Here is a 16,970-nt window from a genome sequence, read left to right on the forward strand (position 1 = left end):
ATCAGGCGGACTGGGCGATAGCGGACTCGGGGCGTCGGCGACTGAAATACCGAAGGGAAGCTACACAATCACCGCTGAATGCGTGGGAATGCTCAAAGCATCACCGGCCTGGCCGTCTGGCTGCTGCCGCAGGTCCGCCGGATCCCCGACGCCGTCCGACCCTCGATGCGCAAAGCTATCGCCCAGCCCGGCGTGAAATCCGTGGCCATCGCCTGGCCGCTGCTGGTCCTGGCCCACTTCGCGCTCTTCACCTACATCGCGCCGTTCATCCGCGAAGCCGGCCTGCCCGACTACGCCACCAGCCTCTCCCTCACCGTCCTCGGCGCGTCCGGCCTGATCGGCATCTGGATCGCGGGCATCACCGTGGATTCGCGGCCACGCCGTTCGCTCATCATCACGACGGCGGCCATCGCCATCGCGATGCTCCTCCTCCCCCTCGGCAGCGGAACCATTCCCGGTGCCATGGTCCTCATGACCGTGTGGGGCGCAGGCCTCGGCGCAATCGGCATTTACAACCAGGCCGCCATCCTCCGCGCCGGGCGCGAGGACCGGGACGCGGCCAACGGCCTCACCGTCCTGACCATCCAGCTCGGCATCACCATCGGAGCACTCTACGGCTCCGCTGCCCTGGTCCTGGCCGGCCCGCTCATGGTGCCTGTCGCCGCGGCGGTGCCGGTCGTCGTCGCCCTTGTCATTACACTGGGGGGCCGGAGGCACGCCTACCCTCCGGGCCGCAAGGAGCGCGGTTGGTCCGAGCCCGCGGTCATGGAGCCGGTAGTCCGGCACTGAGCAGGGGGGCCGGCGTGCCGGCACCCCTGTGTTCAGATCTGTGCTTTACCGGCTCGCATTCCGGGCATCAGCCCGAGCTGCTCCATCATTGTGGCGACATCCGGATGGGCACGGAAGGAGACGATCTTTCCGTCCCTGACGGAAGCGAAGTACGCTCCGGCCGCAGTCACCGTTACGCGCGCTGGGAAAGGTTGAGAATGTTCCCTTCGCTGTCCAGGAACCAAGCGGCCTTCCCCCAGTCGCTCGTGGCAATGCCGTTCTCCGTCTTCAACCCGGGCATGTCGTACTCTTCAAAGACGACGCCGCAGGCCCGCAGCTCCTCCACTTCCCGTTCCAGGTTGTCCGTGGCCCAGCCCATCTGGGTGTTCTTCGCCGTCCCTGCATTGTCTGTCTGGTAAATGAGGAGTCCCGTTCCGTGGCCGCCGCGGTAAAAAAGGCTGTCGTCCTCCGGGGACTCGGCAGGTTCCAGCCCCAGCTTGTCCCTATAGAAATCCTTGGCCCGGTTGATGTCCTTCGCGGGAAGAACAGCCATGATGTCCAAATCCGTGAGCATGATGATTTCCTTTCTGCATTGTTCTCTGGTGGATGGCGGTGCTCTCCCCCGCCCTACTGCCCCGGAGCGCGGTACGACGGCGTCTTCTTGGCCGCCTCGTCGATGTCTTCCGGCGTCATGAGCGGCTTCAGACGCAGATTCACGGCGCCCGTCGAATTGATCGTCAGCGAAAGTGCCGCGGCGTTGGCCTGATCCGGGATATCAAGGACGCCCAGGACGTCGGTGTCCCCAAAAGCGAAGTAGAAGCTCTCCAGCGATCCTCCAACGGATTTGAGGGCGTCCACCACCACGTCACGCCGCTTGGAGCCGCCTTCCCGCATCAGCCCCTTGATTCCTTCACCCACGTAGTTCGCTTCAAACAGATACTTGGTCATGGTCTTTCCTGTTCCGTGATGGTCCAGGACACGGGCACCCGAGGGCGTGCCTGACACGCGTGACGGTGGGTCCTGGAGCGGTCCCGGAGTGGGGCCGTGCGCACAGCGTAGGCCTACTTCGGCGTGCTAACAACGGCTGTCTGCTAACTCCGCGGACGGGAGTCCGCCACAGCCGGACTGCATCGTCCGGGAGCTGTGTTCGACGTCCCCGCTTACCGACGATCGCTCACATCACCGTCGGCCTGTCAGGGCGTCCTCCGTGCGACGCCCGTGCTTCCTCGTAGCTGCTGTCGAACGGCAGCGAGTCCATCTCCAGCAAGGGGTTGTGGTCCTGCGTCGCCACCAGCTCGCGGGCGGCTTCGTCAGAGTCAACGCTGGGCATGGAGCCGGGCAGGTGCCGCCGGGCGGATTCGGGCAGGAAGTAGATGGCGACCGCGGCGATGGCGGACGTCGCCATGAGGTAGAACGCAGGCATCAGGTCGTTGCCGGTCAGCTGGATGAGCGCGGCAATGATGAACGGGGTAGTCCCGCCGAAGATGGCCACGGCGAAGTTGTAGGCGATGCCCATGGCCGAGTAGCGGTGGGCCGTGGGGAACAGCGCCGGGAGCGCGGACGCGAGAATGGCAACGAAGAATGCCACCGGGAACGCGATAAGGGCCAGGCCGGCGAGCGTGGCGGGAACGGTGCCGACCGAGATCAGAAGGAACGCGGGGAGCGACAGCACCACCGTGCTGATGGCCCCGATCCAGAGCACAGGGCGGCGGCCGATCCTGTCTGAGAGGCGCCCCGTCAACGGGATGCACAGGGACATGACCACCAGCACCGGAACGGTCAGCAGCGTCCCGTGGATCTCGTCGTAGCCCTTGTTGGTGGTCAGGTACGTGGGCATGTACGACGTGAGGGCATAGCCCACGGTGTTGCCGGCAGCCACAAGGATCATGGCCAGCACGATGCGGCGCCAGTGGTCCTTAAAGATCGCCACCGGGCCGACGGGGCGGAGCTCGTCGTCGGTCTCGTGGTGACTGGCGGCGACGGCTTCCGCCTCCTGCGTGGCCTTGAAGGCGGGCGACTCCTCGATCTTCAGGCGGAAGTAGATGGCCACGATGCCCAGCGGGCCGGCGATCAGGAACGGGATGCGCCAGCCCCAGGCCTCCATCTGGGGCTGCCCCAGAACCAGCTGGAGCACCGATACCAGCCCAGCCCCCAGGGCGAAGCCGAGATAGCTGCCCATGTCCAGGAAGCTGACGAAGAAGCCCCGGCGGTGGTCCGGCGAATGCTCGCACACAAACGTGGTGGCCCCGGAGTACTCACCGCCGGTGGAAAAGCCTTGGATCAGCTTGGTGACCACCAGCAGCACGGCGGCCCAGATCCCCAGCACCGCATACCCGGGAAGCAGGCCGACGACGAACGTCGCCCCGGCCATCAGCATCAGGGTCATGGCCAGGACCTTTTGCCGGCCGATCTTGTCGCCCAGCCAGCCGAAGAAGACGCCACCCAGCGGCCGGGCAATGAACGTGGCACCGAAGGTTCCCAGCAGGAACAGGTTCTGCACGGCCCTGTCCGCCTCGGGCAGGAACACCGGACCCATGGTGGTGATCAGATAGCCGAACACGCCGACGTCGTACCACTCCATCGTGTTGCCCACGATGGTGCCGCCGAGCGCCTTCCGCAGGGTCCGGTGCTCGACGACGTTGATGTCAGAGACGCGCAGCCGCCGCGGCTGTAGATGGGGCTCTGTCATGGCTCGCTCACCGCCTGTTTCACGCTGGGCACGTGCCGGCAGTTTCCGGCATCCCCGATCGGTGGAGGCCCAACTCTCCGACCATCTTCCCACTGGCGTTCTGAGACAACAATGAAAATCACAGCTGCCTTCACGCGGCCCGGGCTCCGCCGTCGTACGTAGGGCGGTGACTGGGATAAGCTCGCTTGCGGCCGGAACAGGCATCGACACCAACCGTAAGGGGCGGGGAATTCCTTGGATCTACTGGGCGGCATGAACCGTGACGAACTCGGCATCTCTGCTTGGGTTGCGGCTAGCGTCTTCGCGCTTGCGGTCGGTGTTTGGCGTCCCCGAAAGCTTCATTGGTCTGTGCTTGGATCGGTCCTGCTCTTCGCGGCCCTCAACGCCGGCGCCGGGATCTACGTCCTGAACCATGTCGGTGATCCGCGCTGGTCTGCAGGGGAACCGCCGCTGAGCGCTCCGTCGTTTTCCGGGACGCCCGTGGTGGGGCAGTTTCTGGGCCCTCTAGACTCCGCTCTAAACGCAGTGGTCGGCCAGGTGAACGCGTTCCTGGCATTCAAGCAGGCACTGCCCGTGGCGCTGGGCTTCCTTGGCACGTCCGGCTGGGCCCTGCTGGTGTCGTTCCCGCTTGGCATTCTTGCCACCGTCATCAGTTACGTCATGGATAGGCGCCGAACGGCAGACTTCGAAAAATACCGGGCCACCGTCGACCTGCTCAAAGTTGAGCTTGAGGAGATCAAGCGGCAGATCTCGACAGGGAATTCCGTCGGAACGGCACTCCCTGCATCGGACGAGGTTGCCGATGTGCGGCCCAGACTGACCCGCGGAGAATGATTCAGGTGCGCTGCAGTTGGCGTTCGTCCATTTTGTCTCACGTTGTTGGCAAGCCGGCGGAGGATGTCTCCGCGCGCATGATCTTCGTCCGTGACGAGGGTCTGATGTCCTCAGTAGGGCTCAGGACGGATCAGGCGCCCCGGGGCGCGGGATAATGGAAGCATGACCGATCGGGATCACGACGAGGATCTGTGGCAGGAGTTCGACCGGCTCCCACCCGCAGGGCCGGACCGCGTCCAGGGACTGCCCGGCGGACTGCCGCAGGGCTTTGGCTTCCGCACCGGTGTGCGCAGTGCCAAGGTGGCTCTCGGGTTCGCCGTGTACGCCCTGGCGCTTGGAACCGTTCTGGTCGTCACCGGCGCGGTGGTGTTCATCAGCCAGGGGCAGTGGCTGCTGCTCGGACTAATGGTGCTGATCGAGGCCGTCTTCATCCTGGCCTTCAGCCGGCTAGTGCACCTTGCGCGCATGCGTCGCTCGGCCGAGTAGCCGCGCCTACGCTACCTTCCGCTCCCGCCACAGGAGCGACACCACGAACGTCACCGCACTCAGCGCTAGCATGACCAGCATGCGGCCCCAACGACGCCGTGACCTCGCCGGTGCAGCAATGCCGGGCTCCGCGTTCCAGGGCCTTTGCCTTGCTGGACGAGCATTCGTTAGCCGGGCAGGTGGTTCAGCTTGCGGATCTGGCTGTCGAAGGCAGACGTAGGGACGTAGCGTCGGAGCATGCTGACCTGCCGGACGCGGGAGCCGGCGGTATAGCGGAGCTTGGGCTTGGAATCCTGAGCGGCGGCAACCACTGCGGCGGCAGCCACTGATGCTGGATCGCCTTCCTTCACGGCGCCGGCCATGTACTCCATGAAGACCCCCCGCTGTTTGGCGTAGGCGTCCATGGGCTTGTCGGCCTGCAGGTTGTTGGCATCAAAATCCGTGTTGGTCCAGGCCGGCTGCACCAGGACGGCGCGGACACCGTGCTCGCGGAGTTCGTGGTCAAGGGATTCCGTGTACCCCTCGACCGCGTGCTTTGAGGGAGAGTAGGCGGCCATGTACGGCTGCGGAATGAACCCGACGATCGAGGAAAGATTCACGATCCGCCCCGCTTTCCGGGCGCGCATATGCGGCAGAACCGCCTTGGTCATCCGCATGACACCAAACACGTTGATGTCGAACACGCGGCGATCCTGATCAAGGGAACTTTCTTCGGCTGCCCCCGACGACCCTATGCCCGCGTTGTTGACCAGTACATCGATCTTTCTGAAACGGTTGATGACCTCTTGAACCGCACCTGCCACGGAGTCGTCACTGGTCACATCGAGATCAATGAAGGTCACTCCGGCGACGGGCGGGACGCCTGCCGGTGAGCGGCTGGTGCCGACAACCTCATATCCCGCTTCTGCCAAGGCGGCAGCTGCCGCCTTCCCGATTCCTGACGATGCCCCCGTCACGAGGGCTACCTGCTGTGTAGTCATTGCCTGCTCCTGCTGCTGGATGGTGAAAGAAGGGATCCTAGAACTCCGGGCCACAGCGTAATCGGGCTCGTATTGCCGCTCACCCGTTTACAACTTGCCCGTCCTCGCATCTGCACTGCCCTTAAGGATCGGAGAGTCGCTGCGCCAGTTCTCCGGCTGGACCCTCTCCCAGAGACTTCCCTTGCCAAGCTCTCTGCCCAACTGGTCTTCCCGCCTGAACCACTGTTCGGCACTCCTGATCCTGTTGGGGTGAATTTCGTCGAGCAGGGCGTAATCCCGAGTGATGATGTGGTGTTTCCACACGTTCCAGAAGCCTGTGAAATTGTCCCGGAAGCTCATGGTGCTCTTGTCATTGGGATCGGCGTTATATCCGGCGGGCAGATCAGCAGCGCCGCTCAGCGGGCCACCCCAATATGTGTCCAGATCCGTGTCGATGTATTGTGCCGGATGCCCCGTGACTTTCTCGAATGCCGCAGCCATATCGGCATAAGTCATGTGTTCGATAGCAACTTCGAGGTCCATGCCGTTCGCCCGTTCCTGATTGTCGAAAAGCCAGCGAACATAGAACCCGCAATCTTCGAGGGATACGTGAGGAACGGCGCCCTTGCCCAGCGGGACGCGCCACGTGACGACACCGTCTTCAATGCCGGGGGTCATAGGTGTGAGCGGTGAGATCACCATTTCAATGTAGGGACCCGAGGTGAAGACAGCTGCTCCCATTCGGTTCCGGTTCTTCTGGTTCTGGAACAGTACCCATTCGGCTATGCGGCCTTTACCGTCGTAGTGGCCTGTGCGGAACTTTGAGTCATAGCCGGACTTCTTGAGGGCGTAGTCGAGGTTTCCGTAGACGTAGAACTTGATTCCTTCTTCAATCGCTATCTCGTAACTGCGGATGGCCCAGTAGATCTCGGTTTTCTCACCGGTGTTGAACCCGTCGATGTTGACGTATGCGCCGTCGCAGCCGCGAAATCCTTCCCGCAGCACGTCTTCGTCGGCGAATGACCCTTCGACAATGGAGACGTTGCCGAGCGCGAGGAGGGCCTGGGCTCGTGGGGAGGTGGCGTCGCGGGTGAGGACCCGAACGTTGTATTTTTTGTCGGCGACGAGAGCGCGGACGATGGGCATCCCTTGGGCCCCTGTGCCGCCAATGATGAAGATGGTGGGGGTGGTGTGAAAAGACATGACTTTGACTCCAGGAATTGAGTGCGGACGCAATCGGTACGCGTTAAGCGCAGACATCGGAAACCGATCGGTCTCCTGCACTGTACACCGATCGGTTTCCAAGTCACAAGTGCCCGATATCCCGCGTCGGGGTCCCTGGAACCGATCGGTTTTCATTTCATCGAAATCCGGGTTAGCCTCGCAGTATGGCCACCGAAACGAATCCAAGTTCCCGAGAGCGTCTCCTGGAGGCGGCGGCCACGCTTACCTACCAAAACGGTGTCGGCATCGGCATCGAGGCGCTGTGCAAAGCGGCCAGGGTGTCCAAGCGTTCCATGTACCAGCTGTTCGGGAGCAAAGACGAACTGCTGGCCGCAAGCCTGGAGCAGCGCGCCTCTGCCTTCGTGGCGGGGCTCGTGCCTGCCGCAGGCGATGGCCGTTCGCCTCGCGAGCGGATCCTGCACGTCTTCCAGCAGGTGGAATTGCAGGCCGGCGCGCCCGAGTTCCGAGGCTGCCGGTACCTCGCTGTACAGATCGAGCTCAAGGATCAGAGCCACCCCGCGAGCCAGGTGGCACACCGCATCAAGGGAAATCTGACTGCTTTTTTCCGCACCGAGGCCGTACAGGGTGGGGCGAGCAATCCTGACCTGCTGGCCCGACAGCTCAGCCTGGTCTTCGACGGCGCCAGCGCCCGCGCGGGGATCGGAGCCGACAACCTAACAGGGCTCATCACGCCCACTGTGGGTACCCTGCTCGACGCAGCAGACATACGCTAACCCATCCACCTTTTCAAACAGGCCGGCTGACCCTTGCCTGTACTCAAGCACGCCCGTGACGGCGCCATTCCGCAGCGCCTAGCCGCCAGGCAGCACCGAACCTTCCGCGCGAAGCGGCGGCCGTGAGCCTATTCCTATCGGAGCGCCCTCGGAGCTGTGACCCCCCAGCGGTGACGGCCGAGCGGTGACCGCCGGACCTTCCCACTGCTGCACTTGCACAACAAAACCGATCGGTTTACAGTGATGGAAACCGATCGGTTTCTCGATCCGTACAGGTAGCCGGCGCAGCTGTTGGCTGACGACTAAAGCCAATTACACGCAGCTGAAGAAGTAGCACGCCCTCACCGATTTCAAGGAGATCTTTGTGAACAGTTCACTCACCCACCGCTCCGTCGACGTAAACGGAGTCCGGCTGCACATCGCCGAGCAGGGGGAAGGCCCGCTGGTCCTGCTGCTCCACGGCTGGCCGGAGAGCTGGTACTCCTGGCGCCACCAGTTCGGGGCGCTGGCTGCGGCCGGGTACCGGGTCGTTGCCCCTGACCAGCGCGGCTACGCCCGCAGCGAGCAGCCGTCGGATGTCGCGTCGTACACCCTGCTCCACCTCGTCGGCGACATGATCGCCTTGATCGAGGAGCTGGGCGAGGAGCAGGCGATACTCGTGGGGCACGATTGGGGCGCACCCGTTGCGTGGACCGCGGCAATGTTGCGCCCGGACATGGTCCGCGCCGTGGCCGGGCTCAGTGTCCCGCCGATTCTGCCCGGCGGGATGGTTCCGCCCTCAATCACACGCACCCAGTACGGCGACGGCTTCTACCAGGTTTACTTCCAGGAGCCCGGAATCGTGGACGCGGAGCTCGCCAAGGACATCCCGGACTCCTTCCGCCGCATCCTGGTCGGCGCCTCAGGTGACAACCCGGACAGCACGGAGCCCCGGCCGTTGGTCATACCCGCAGGCCTGGGCCTCCTGGACACCATGCCCGAGTCCCCCGCTCTCCCGGGCTGGCTGACGGAGGAGGATATCCAGGTCTACGCCGAGGACTACGCCCTGCACGGCGAGCAAGCCTTCACCGGAGCCTTCAACTGGTACCGGAACATCGAGCGCAACAACGAACTGCTCGCGCCTTTTCGGGGGCGCGGGATCGACGTCCCCGCCTTGTACGTGGTGGGAGACCGAGACATGGTCACCTCCCTAAGCGCCCCGGACGGGAGCAACCCGCTGAGCGCTGTCGCGCAACTGCACGGCCCGGTGGTGCTGCCAGGTTGCGGGCATTGGACGCAGCAGGAGCGTCCCGACGAGGTCAACGCCGCACTCCTCGACTTCCTCGCCCGCATCGACGCCTAGGCAGCCCGACGACACCACGCAGAACTCCCTGGCCGGCACCATTCCGCTGGGGCAGGGATGGTCATCATCTGACCCAGCCAACCAGACAACCTCAACAAAGGACGCAAATGACAGAGCGCAATCCCATCCTCATCACCGGCGCCGCCGGCGAAATCGGTGGTGTGAGCAGAACGATGGTCGACATGCTGCTTGAACAAGGGCACCCGGTGCGCGCGTTCGTGCGACAGGACGACGAACGCGCGCACTCGCTCCGCCAGGCCGGGGCCGAGGTCTTCGTCGGAGACCTACTCAACATTGCCGACGTAACCGCGGCGCTGAAGGGCTGCCGACGCATCTACTTCAGCATGAGCCTGTCGCCGTACTACACCGACGCCGTCAGCCTCATGGCCGCGGCGGCGCGGGCCCAGGGCGACATCGAGGTCTTCGTCAACATCTCCGAGTACGAGCAGTGGTTCATGCCGTTCGAGAAGATGACCGCACCAGTCGAAGAACGGCGTGCGTGGCTCGGCGGACTCGTCACGGACTGGTCGCCGCAGCAACGGGCCCACTGGGTGGCCGAGCAGGTGCTGGACTGGTCAGGCGTCCCGGCCGTCAACGTGCGGGCGGCCATCTTCGTCGAGAACCCCATTCTGACCTGGCTGGCGCTGGAGCCGCTGGGCATCGGTGAACTGCGTCTGCCCTTCGGCACCCAGCGGTTCGCGCCCATCGCCGGTTACGACGTGGCGGAGCTGTGTGCGAAGATCCTCGTCGACCCGGCACCGCACATCTCGAAGTCCTACGAGCTCACCGGGCCGGAACTGAAGGACATGCACGAATTCGCGGAGGATTACGCAGCCGCGCTGGGACGACAGGTCACTTACGTTCCGGAAGATGTGGAAACCTGGAACAGGCAGTACGTGGACAATGCCCTGGCCGCCTATCCACACATTGCGGAACACCTGAAGGACCTGACCCGGCTGGTCGCCGGCGGACGCTACGGTGCCGCCGGCGTCAGCGAACAGCTGGAAACCCTGCTCGGGCGCCCGCCGAAGACGGTGCGGTGGGCGCTGGAGAACCATCCGCGCGTGCGGAAAATGGCGGCTGCGGGCCTCTGAAATCCGAAGGAGGGTGTCGTGCCGGTTGAGAAGTTCGCCCTGAATCTCGAGGAAGTCAGTTTTGACGATCCGCGGGCTGCCCGATTACGGGATCTGCTGAACAAGGAACTCCTTGCCCGGTACGCCACGGCGGAAGAGCCCAGCCTTTCGGCTGCCGTCAGGTCTGCGTTAAGCGTCCCAGCTGAAGACTTTGTCGCGAATGTCCTCGCCGTGACCTCCCTCGGGCATGCGATAGGGCACGGGGCACTTCGCCTGCTGGACGGGGAGTGGGAAGTCAAGCGTGTCATCGTTGACCCCGCAGCGCGTGGCCTCGGGGCGGCGACTCACCTCATGGCCACACTGGAGCAGATCGCAGCCGCGGCCGGCGCCAGGCGCCTCATTCTTCAAACCGGCGGCAAGCAACCCGAAGCAGAAGCCCTGTATCGGAAGATCGGCTACCGGCAAATACCGGCCTACGCGCCCTACGACACTGCGATACCGTCGTCAATCTGCTTCGAGAAGGAACTTGAGGGTTGAGTCCTTGGTTGCCGAGGGAATCCGGCCGGCAAAAGCCGGGCCCAACGGTGGCAAGAGGACGACGGCGGGATGCACCGCCGTCGTCCTCTGTCTGGTTTTTGTGCTTACTGGCCGGATGCCGGGTCCGCACCGGCCGTTGACACAAGCGGTCCGAGCATCAGACTTCCTGGCTTGAACTCCTCACCACATTCCGCACACAGGACCAGCGGTTTCAGGTCAGCCCCGCAGCTGTGCTTGTAAGAGGCACGGGGCGTCTCGTCGCGCATCCAGGTACTGCTCCAGGCCGCGAGTGAAATGAGAATGGGCGCGACTTCGGCCCCAGAAGTTGTGAGGTGGTATTCGTAGCGCGCGGGGCGCTCGGAGTACTGGACGCGTTCGATCACGCCACGGCTTTCCAGTGTGCGCAGACGGCCCGTCAGGATGTCGCGGGACGCGCCTGTGTTGCGCGCAATCTGATCGAAGCGATGAACGCCCAGCGACATCTCACGAAGCGCCAGCAGCGCCCATCGCTCCCCCAACACGTCGAGGCCCGCCGCGATGAAACACGCCCTCGGCGCGCTAACTGACGTTTCGGTCGGCTGATTCATCGTTCACCTGCTTTCAGTACTCCCCACAAGTATACAGGTCAGTTGGAAAATCCAACTAACTCCGGTAGCCTAAAACTTCGAGGCCGCGACAACATGCGTCGTCGCCAAATCCGACATCAGGAGAATTCATGCCACTGCTATCTGGCGCCGTCGTCCTTGTCACCGGCGCGAACGGCGGCCTGGGCCGCGAGCTCGTGGAACAGGCCCTCGCCCGAGGAGCGGCAAAGGTGTACGCAACCGCCCGCCGTCCGCAAGAGTGGAACGATTCCCGGGTCGTCGCTCTCGCTCTGGACATCACCGACCCCGACTCGATCCGGGCCGCCGTTACCCAGGCGCAGGACGTCACGGTCCTGATCAACAACGCCGGCATGAGTGTCGAATCGGACACTCTGTTGGCACTCCCGGACGAGAAGATCCGTGAAGTCATGGAGACCAACTTCTTCGGACCGGTCGCCCTGACCAGGGCATTCGCGCCGGTGCTCGCCGCCAGCGGGACATCAGCGGTCCTCAACATCCACTCGGTGCTCAGCTGGATCGCACTCACCGGTGCCTACAGCGCGTCAAAGGCGGCGCTGTGGTCGGCCACCAACTCCTTCCGGGTAGAGCTGGCGCCCCACGGCACGCAGGTCACGGGTGTGCACGTCGGCTACATCGACACTGCCATGGCTAAAGGCGTGGATGCCCCGAAGACCTCCCCCGGGGAAGTCGCGCGGAAGTCGTTCGATGGGCTCGAGCAGGGTGATCACGAGGTCATCGTGGACGAAATCAGCGCCGGAGTGAAGCTTGGCCTGTCTGGTCCGATCTCGGATCTGTACCCTGCCCTGGCTGCCAATGCCCCGGTATGACGGCCCCAAACCCTGAAGACCTGCAGAGAATCTGAGGAAACCCCCATGTCAACCAACACCTCGGCGGAACGCTCGGAAACCTTCACCTGGATGGATCCGGCAATCGCGCTCGAACAGCTGCCACGACTGTCGGGTCTGGACTACTTCTCCGGCCTCCGCGACGGCAGCATTGCGCCGCCGCCGATCGCTTCCCTGATGAATTTCGATCTCGTCGAGGCGAAATACGGACACGTCGAGTTCCAGTGCGAACCGGGAGAAGCGCACTACAACCCCCTCGGAATGGTGCACGGCGGCCTGGCATGCACGCTCCTCGACACGGTACTCGGCTGCGCAGCACACAGTACGTTGGAAGCAGGGATCGGGTACACCTCCATAGATCTGGCGGTCAAGTACCTGCGACCCATCACGCTCCAGAAAGGCGCTCTTCGCGCAGAGGGGTCAGTGCTGAAATCCGGCTCACGGGTGATATTCACCGAAGGCCGCCTCAGCACCGCCAGCGGTGAGCTCCTCGCCACCGCCACGAGCACGCTGCTCATCTTCACCCACCAACCGGGCGGACTGACGACATGACTGATACCGGCACCATTGCGGCGCTGACGCCGGCCGTTCAGGAGCGCGCCTTGCCCCCGGCCACCCCTTCGGGAATGCCGGCTTTGAGCCGCTTCGGCATTCCCTTGGGGCTTGCCGGTCTCGGCGGCGGCTGGTCCGCCGCGAGGAGCTCTCTCGGATCCCCGATGTGGCCGGAGGAAATCCTGTACGGAGCAGCAAGCACTCTGTGGCTGATCCTGACGGCCCTTTACGTGTTCAGGGGCCTACGCCGGAAAGGAGCATTCAGGGCCGACCTGAGACATGAGCTGGCAGGGCCGTTTGCGTCCTTCATCCCGTTAGTGGGGATCCTGCTTTCAGCGCACTACAGCCAGTATCTGCCGCCATGGGGCGCCTGGCTGTGCATGGCTTTCATTGCCGCCCTTGCCATCGTCGCTGCCCAGCTCCTCGCCCACTGGGTCACCGGCGGGGTGTCCATGCCATCCATCCATCCCGGCTACTTGCTGCCCGTCGTGCCCGGATTCTTCGTTGCCAGCATCGGATTCTCAAGCATCCATGCCCATGATGCGGCCATGGCCGCGTTTGGCGTTGGCGCGTTCTTCTGGCTGGTCATAGGAACTGTCGTCACCGTCCGTCTGATGACCGGCGGCGAGGTGCCGCCAGCCGCTAAGACCGGACTGTCCGCATATCTGGCTGCGCCTGCAACGGCCAACATCGCTTGGATGGTGTCACATCCAGGACCCGTGGGGGCAGTGCAGCTCGGCCTCACAGGCGTGCTGGTGATCATGGCATTGATGCAGGTCATGCTCCTCCCCGAATACCGCAAGCTTCCCTTTACGCAGATGTTCTGGGTATTCACCTTTCCTGTCGGTGCCACCGCGAACTATTCCATCCGCTGGCTTGCAACAACCGACCTCCCCGGCCGGGAAATCTACGCCTGGACGGTTCTCGGCCTCGCAACAGCCTTTACCTTGGTCATTGCCGCCCGCACCGCGCCGACAGGAAGTCCAGGCCGAAGAGGCCGCGCAGGCCGCTGACGACACCATTACCAGGACGTGAACACCGGACCCCAGCGCACTCTTCTCGTCGCTGGCCGTAGCGATTACGCCGTCTTCCGCTCGCGCCACAGCAGCGAGACCACGAACGTCACCGCGCTCAGCGCCAGCATCACCAGCACCACTCGGCCCCAGTTCTCCTGGTTGACGCCGGTGCGGTAGAAGATGCCGATCATCACGGTGGCGCCGATGGCGCCGACGTACCGGCAGGTCTGGAAGATCCCGGCGGCCACTCCCCTGTCCTCCGGTGCGGCGGACAGGTACAGCCCCTGGTTGGAGGCGATGCTGACCGACCCGTACGGCACGCCCATCAGGGCGGTCAGCACCAACACGAGCAGGACGGCGAAGGACGCTGTCAGGAGCCACAGTGCCGCTGCCGCCACTGCCAAAAGTACGACGCCGGTGATCAGCACCCGCCGGACACCGAACCGGTCGATCGCCTTCACGGCGAGCGGTGTGATGACCACCGACATGGCGGCCAGCGGCAGCATGAGCACGCCAACCAGACCGGGATTGTAGCCAGCGGCCTCCTGCAGCAGCTGGGGCAGCCCGAAGAAAGCAAAGTAGTAGACGCCGCTGAACACCGTGAAGCCTAGGTACACCAGCATCAGAGGACGGTTCCTGCCCAGCAGCCTCAGGTCCAGGAAAGGTTTGCCGAAGCTCAACTCGCGCCAGGCGAACAGCACGGCGAGCACCATCGCCCCGCCGAGCAGCCACCAGCGGAGTCCCGGCAGCGCATTCAGCAGTCCCATGAGGAGCAGCACCATGCCTCCAGTGAACGCGAGGATGCCGGGGATGTCCGAGTCGCGCAGCAGGGTAGCGATGCTTCCCTGCTCGCGCGCCTCGTCCGGCGGAGCCGCCTTCCGAACGATGAGCAGGGCGGCCAGAGCCAACGGCACGTTGATCAGGAACAGCGCCTCCCAGCCGACCAGGCTCACCAACAGCCCGCCGACCACCGGGCCGACTGCAGCCCCGGACGTGTTGGCCATCTGGATGCGACCCAGCGGCCTTGTTGAAGTCGTGTCGGCCAGCCTGGCCAGCGTGCCGACCATGACGACGGCGCTCGGGTACGCCGTCGCGGTCCCCAGCGCCATGAGCGCGCGGGCGACGCAGACCCAAACGAAGTTGGGCGAGAACGGCGCCAGCGCGCAGATCAGAGCCACCAGCGCCATGCCGAGCATGAAGAGCTTCCGGGGCCCGAACCGGTCAGCCAGCCTTCCCATCAGCGGCTGGCCCGCGGCGGAGGTGATGTAGAAGGCGGTGATCACCCAGGTGACCGTGGCGACGTCGAGCCTGAAGTCCTCGCGCAGTACCACCAGGGCGACGGCGATCATTGACGAGTTCAGTGGGTTCAGCGACGTGCCCAGGCTGAGGCCGGCCACGGCGAGGCCGGTGCGGGAAGGGTTGCTCACGGCAACAGTCTTCCGCACTGGGCGGTCAGGCGGCGAACTCGGCACACTTCGGCACTCCCAACTGCCGTCCCCCACGAAAACCTGAACAAATCCTGCACAAAACTGGCCTGTTGCTTGACCGCTTCTTGAGCCCTGCCCGGCATAGTCGCTCATATCAAAGCCACGGCTCAGGGCGCGGGGAAGGACAGGGCCATGAATGCTAGGACGGTACTCTCCAGTCAGCATACCGACAGCCATTGGACTGCTGATGAGGTTAAAGAGAAGCTCGGGCGGGAGTTGGAATCCGATCCGGGCCTGGCCGAATTCCTTGCCGCAGCCCCGAACATGGCGCGCGCCCTCAAAGCCGTCCTGAACCTGGACCTTGGCCAACTGGCCGAGCGGCTAGTCAGAGCCGAGATTAGCGCCATCTTGCACTAGTGAGGATGCGCAGCGGCGAGGAAGCCTGCACTTTCTTACCGTGCAGGGCTCACCGATGGCCGGTGCTGGTGCAGGGTCTCCTGATAGCTCTCGTCGGACCTTTCATCCCTGGGTTCATCGTAAGGAAAGCCACCGGGAAGCGCCCCCTTGGCAAGGCCGCGCAGGACCAAGTGATGCAGCGAGGTTTGACCGTCAGCCATGACAGCGGACATAGTGACCGATGTCGGACCGTGAATTTTGGCATTTGCCATCTGGTCAATGCCGGCCGCGCTGGCCCCGCTCAGAAAAATGACTGCCAAAGCTGCTATTCCGGGCACAAAGGCCCTGCTCCAAAGCCTCATTGAGCAATCATTGCCCACGAACATGAAGGCAGCTATAGAAGGTCCTTTGAAGAGGCTGTGAGAGCACTCAAGAACCTCCTTTGCACCCTTTGCATGGGAAAATATAGCAAGGACAGCTGTCACGGCGCCGGACCCGGCTCCGGCACGTCCGGCTCAAAAAGACCAGGAGGGGATCCTGATGGACCCCACCACCATTGTCGTTGTCATCGTCCTCGTCGTACTGCTGCTCATCGTTGCGAAAATGTCGATCCGGATCGTGCGCCAATATGAGAAGGGCGTGCTCTTCCGGCTCGGCAGGGTCACCGGAGTCAGGGATCCCGGCCTGCGGCTGATCATCCCTGTCATCGACCGGCTGCCGCTGGTGAGCCTGCGCATCGTGACCATGCCCATCCAGTCCCAGGGCATTATCACCCAGGACAACGTGAGCGTCGACGTCTCAGCGGTTGCATACTACCGGGTGGTCGACGCGGTGAAGTCCGTCGTCGCGATCGAAAACGTGGCCGCGGCCATCGACCAGATCGCCCAGACAACCCTGCGGAAAGTCGTCGGCCAACACACCCTTGACCAGACCCTGTCCGAGACCGGACGGATCAACGTCGACATCCGTGAAATCCTCGACGTGCTCACCGTCGAATGGGGCGTCGAAGTCACCCTGGTGGAGCTCAAGGACATCCAGCTACCCGAAAGCATGAAGCGCGCCATGGCCCGCCAGGCTGAAGCCGAACGCGAAAAAAGGGCGAAGATCATCGCCGCCGAAGGCGAAGCCATCGCCGCAGCGGCCCTGGGAGACGCCTCCGACACCATGATGGCCCACCCGCTGGCCCTGCAGCTAAGGAACCTGCAGTCCCTGGTCGAAATCGGCGTCGACAAGAACACCACGGTCGTCTTCCCCGCCCCGCTGATGAGCACCATCGGTGAACTCTCGGCGTTCCTTGCCCGCGAAAACCTGGCCGCGGCATCCTCCAGCGACAAGACACCCATCAAAGCGGCATAACCTCCCAGCAGATAGACCCACCCGTCAGCCGGCGCCGCGCGAAAGGCCGCCGATGGGAGCTGCGCCAATGGGAGCTAACAGTCGCACATTTTGTTGCATCGTGGGTTTTGTAGCGAAACTCAAGGCC

General features: G+C 63.8%; 19 protein-coding genes and 1 pseudogene. 12 read left to right on the plus strand and 8 right to left on the minus strand.

What is annotated here, in order from left to right:
• Positions 1-99: 99 nt before the first annotated feature.
• Positions 100-789, plus strand: a pseudogene (locus tag J7I85_RS07175) (MFS transporter); the annotation flags it as partial.
• A 172-nt stretch (positions 790-961) separates the two neighbouring features.
• Here J7I85_RS07175 and J7I85_RS07180 read toward each other — a convergent pair.
• From J7I85_RS07180 to J7I85_RS07190, 3 genes are all read right to left on the minus strand, one after another.
• Entirely contained in the window at positions 962-1,342 is a 381-nt protein-coding gene (locus tag J7I85_RS07180; protein WP_214848739.1) for a VOC family protein, read from the minus strand.
• 53 nt (positions 1,343-1,395) lie between these two features.
• Positions 1,396-1,716, minus strand: coding sequence for a GYD domain-containing protein (locus J7I85_RS07185; RefSeq protein ID WP_214848742.1), 321 nt, complete (start codon positions 1,714-1,716; stop codon positions 1,396-1,398).
• Between the two features lie 226 nt (positions 1,717-1,942).
• Complete coding sequence (locus J7I85_RS07190) at positions 1,943-3,457, minus strand: MFS transporter (protein ID WP_214848745.1); 1,515 nt, start codon at positions 3,455-3,457, stop codon at positions 1,943-1,945.
• Between the two features lie 252 nt (positions 3,458-3,709).
• On the opposite strand from J7I85_RS07190, the gene J7I85_RS07195 reads away from it, so the two are divergent.
• Both J7I85_RS07195 and J7I85_RS07200 read left to right on the plus strand, forming a co-directional pair.
• Positions 3,710-4,291, plus strand: a complete 582-nt coding sequence (locus tag J7I85_RS07195) for a hypothetical protein (protein WP_214848747.1) — start codon at positions 3,710-3,712, stop codon at positions 4,289-4,291.
• Between the two features lie 162 nt (positions 4,292-4,453).
• Positions 4,454-4,777 (plus strand): hypothetical protein, encoded by a 324-nt coding sequence (locus tag J7I85_RS07200; protein ID WP_214848749.1) that lies wholly within the window; start codon positions 4,454-4,456, stop codon positions 4,775-4,777.
• 167 nt (positions 4,778-4,944) lie between these two features.
• Here the strand turns inward: J7I85_RS07200 and J7I85_RS07205 are convergent, their stop codons facing one another.
• Positions 4,945-5,757 carry an oxidoreductase gene (locus J7I85_RS07205; RefSeq protein ID WP_214848757.1) on the minus strand — a complete coding sequence of 271 codons (813 nt, stop codon included), beginning with the start codon at positions 5,755-5,757 and terminating at the stop codon, positions 4,945-4,947.
• A gap of 87 nt (positions 5,758-5,844) precedes the next feature.
• Positions 5,845-6,939 carry an NmrA family NAD(P)-binding protein gene (locus J7I85_RS07210; protein WP_214848759.1) on the minus strand — a complete coding sequence of 365 codons (1,095 nt, stop codon included), beginning with the start codon at positions 6,937-6,939 and terminating at the stop codon, positions 5,845-5,847.
• Positions 6,940-7,124: 185 nt separating this feature from the next.
• On the opposite strand from J7I85_RS07210, the gene J7I85_RS07215 reads away from it, so the two are divergent.
• The 4 genes from J7I85_RS07215 to J7I85_RS07230 all read left to right on the plus strand — a co-directional run bounded on the left by J7I85_RS07215 (position 7,125) and on the right by J7I85_RS07230 (position 10,646).
• A complete protein-coding gene (locus tag J7I85_RS07215; protein WP_214848762.1) occupies positions 7,125-7,694 on the plus strand; it encodes a TetR/AcrR family transcriptional regulator in 570 nt (189 codons plus the stop codon).
• A gap of 364 nt (positions 7,695-8,058) precedes the next feature.
• Complete coding sequence (locus J7I85_RS07220; RefSeq protein WP_214848765.1) at positions 8,059-9,036, plus strand: alpha/beta fold hydrolase; 978 nt, start codon at positions 8,059-8,061, stop codon at positions 9,034-9,036.
• A 107-nt stretch (positions 9,037-9,143) separates the two neighbouring features.
• On the plus strand, positions 9,144-10,130 hold the full coding sequence (locus J7I85_RS07225) for an NAD(P)H-binding protein (protein ID WP_214848769.1): 987 nt from the start codon (positions 9,144-9,146) through the stop codon (positions 10,128-10,130).
• An 18-nt stretch (positions 10,131-10,148) separates the two neighbouring features.
• Positions 10,149-10,646: a GNAT family N-acetyltransferase gene (locus tag J7I85_RS07230; protein WP_214848770.1), complete on the plus strand. Its 498-nt coding sequence runs from the start codon at positions 10,149-10,151 to the stop codon at positions 10,644-10,646.
• Between the two features lie 104 nt (positions 10,647-10,750).
• Here the strand turns inward: J7I85_RS07230 and J7I85_RS07235 are convergent, their stop codons facing one another.
• Positions 10,751-11,233: a helix-turn-helix domain-containing protein gene (locus J7I85_RS07235; RefSeq protein ID WP_214848771.1), complete on the minus strand. Its 483-nt coding sequence runs from the start codon at positions 11,231-11,233 to the stop codon at positions 10,751-10,753.
• Between the two features lie 128 nt (positions 11,234-11,361).
• Here J7I85_RS07235 and J7I85_RS07240 point away from each other — a divergent pair, with 128 nt between their 5' ends.
• Genes J7I85_RS07240 through J7I85_RS07250 form a run of 3 tightly spaced genes read left to right on the plus strand, consistent with a single transcriptional unit; the run spans position 11,362 to position 13,661 of the window.
• A complete protein-coding gene (locus J7I85_RS07240; protein WP_214848772.1) occupies positions 11,362-12,078 on the plus strand; it encodes an SDR family oxidoreductase in 717 nt (238 codons plus the stop codon).
• A 45-nt stretch (positions 12,079-12,123) separates the two neighbouring features.
• Entirely contained in the window at positions 12,124-12,648 is a 525-nt protein-coding gene (locus J7I85_RS07245; protein WP_214848773.1) for a PaaI family thioesterase, read from the plus strand.
• Positions 12,645-13,661 carry a TDT family transporter gene (locus J7I85_RS07250; protein WP_251024036.1) on the plus strand — a complete coding sequence of 339 codons (1,017 nt, stop codon included), beginning with the start codon at positions 12,645-12,647 and terminating at the stop codon, positions 13,659-13,661. The genes J7I85_RS07245 and J7I85_RS07250 overlap by 4 nt, the downstream gene beginning before the upstream one ends.
• A gap of 65 nt (positions 13,662-13,726) precedes the next feature.
• Here the strand turns inward: J7I85_RS07250 and J7I85_RS07255 are convergent, their stop codons facing one another.
• Entirely contained in the window at positions 13,727-15,091 is a 1,365-nt protein-coding gene (locus J7I85_RS07255; protein WP_214848774.1) for an MFS transporter, read from the minus strand.
• A 192-nt stretch (positions 15,092-15,283) separates the two neighbouring features.
• On the opposite strand from J7I85_RS07255, the gene J7I85_RS07260 reads away from it, so the two are divergent.
• The gene (locus tag J7I85_RS07260; RefSeq protein ID WP_214848775.1) at positions 15,284-15,508 is read left to right on the plus strand and encodes a hypothetical protein; all 225 of its coding nucleotides are present in this window, start codon (positions 15,284-15,286) and stop codon (positions 15,506-15,508) included.
• Between the two features lie 35 nt (positions 15,509-15,543).
• Here J7I85_RS07260 and J7I85_RS07265 read toward each other — a convergent pair whose 3' ends face one another.
• Positions 15,544-15,849, minus strand: a complete 306-nt coding sequence (locus J7I85_RS07265) for a hypothetical protein (protein ID WP_214848780.1) — start codon at positions 15,847-15,849, stop codon at positions 15,544-15,546.
• Positions 15,850-16,027: 178 nt separating this feature from the next.
• On the opposite strand from J7I85_RS07265, the gene J7I85_RS07270 reads away from it, so the two are divergent.
• The gene (locus J7I85_RS07270) at positions 16,028-16,843 is read left to right on the plus strand and encodes a slipin family protein (protein ID WP_214848783.1); all 816 of its coding nucleotides are present in this window, start codon (positions 16,028-16,030) and stop codon (positions 16,841-16,843) included.
• Positions 16,844-16,970 lie beyond the last annotated feature (127 nt).

Origin of the sequence: Arthrobacter sp. ISL-65 (assembly GCF_018613795.1) — a bacterium.
Lineage (GTDB): Bacteria > Actinomycetota > Actinomycetes > Actinomycetales > Micrococcaceae > Arthrobacter.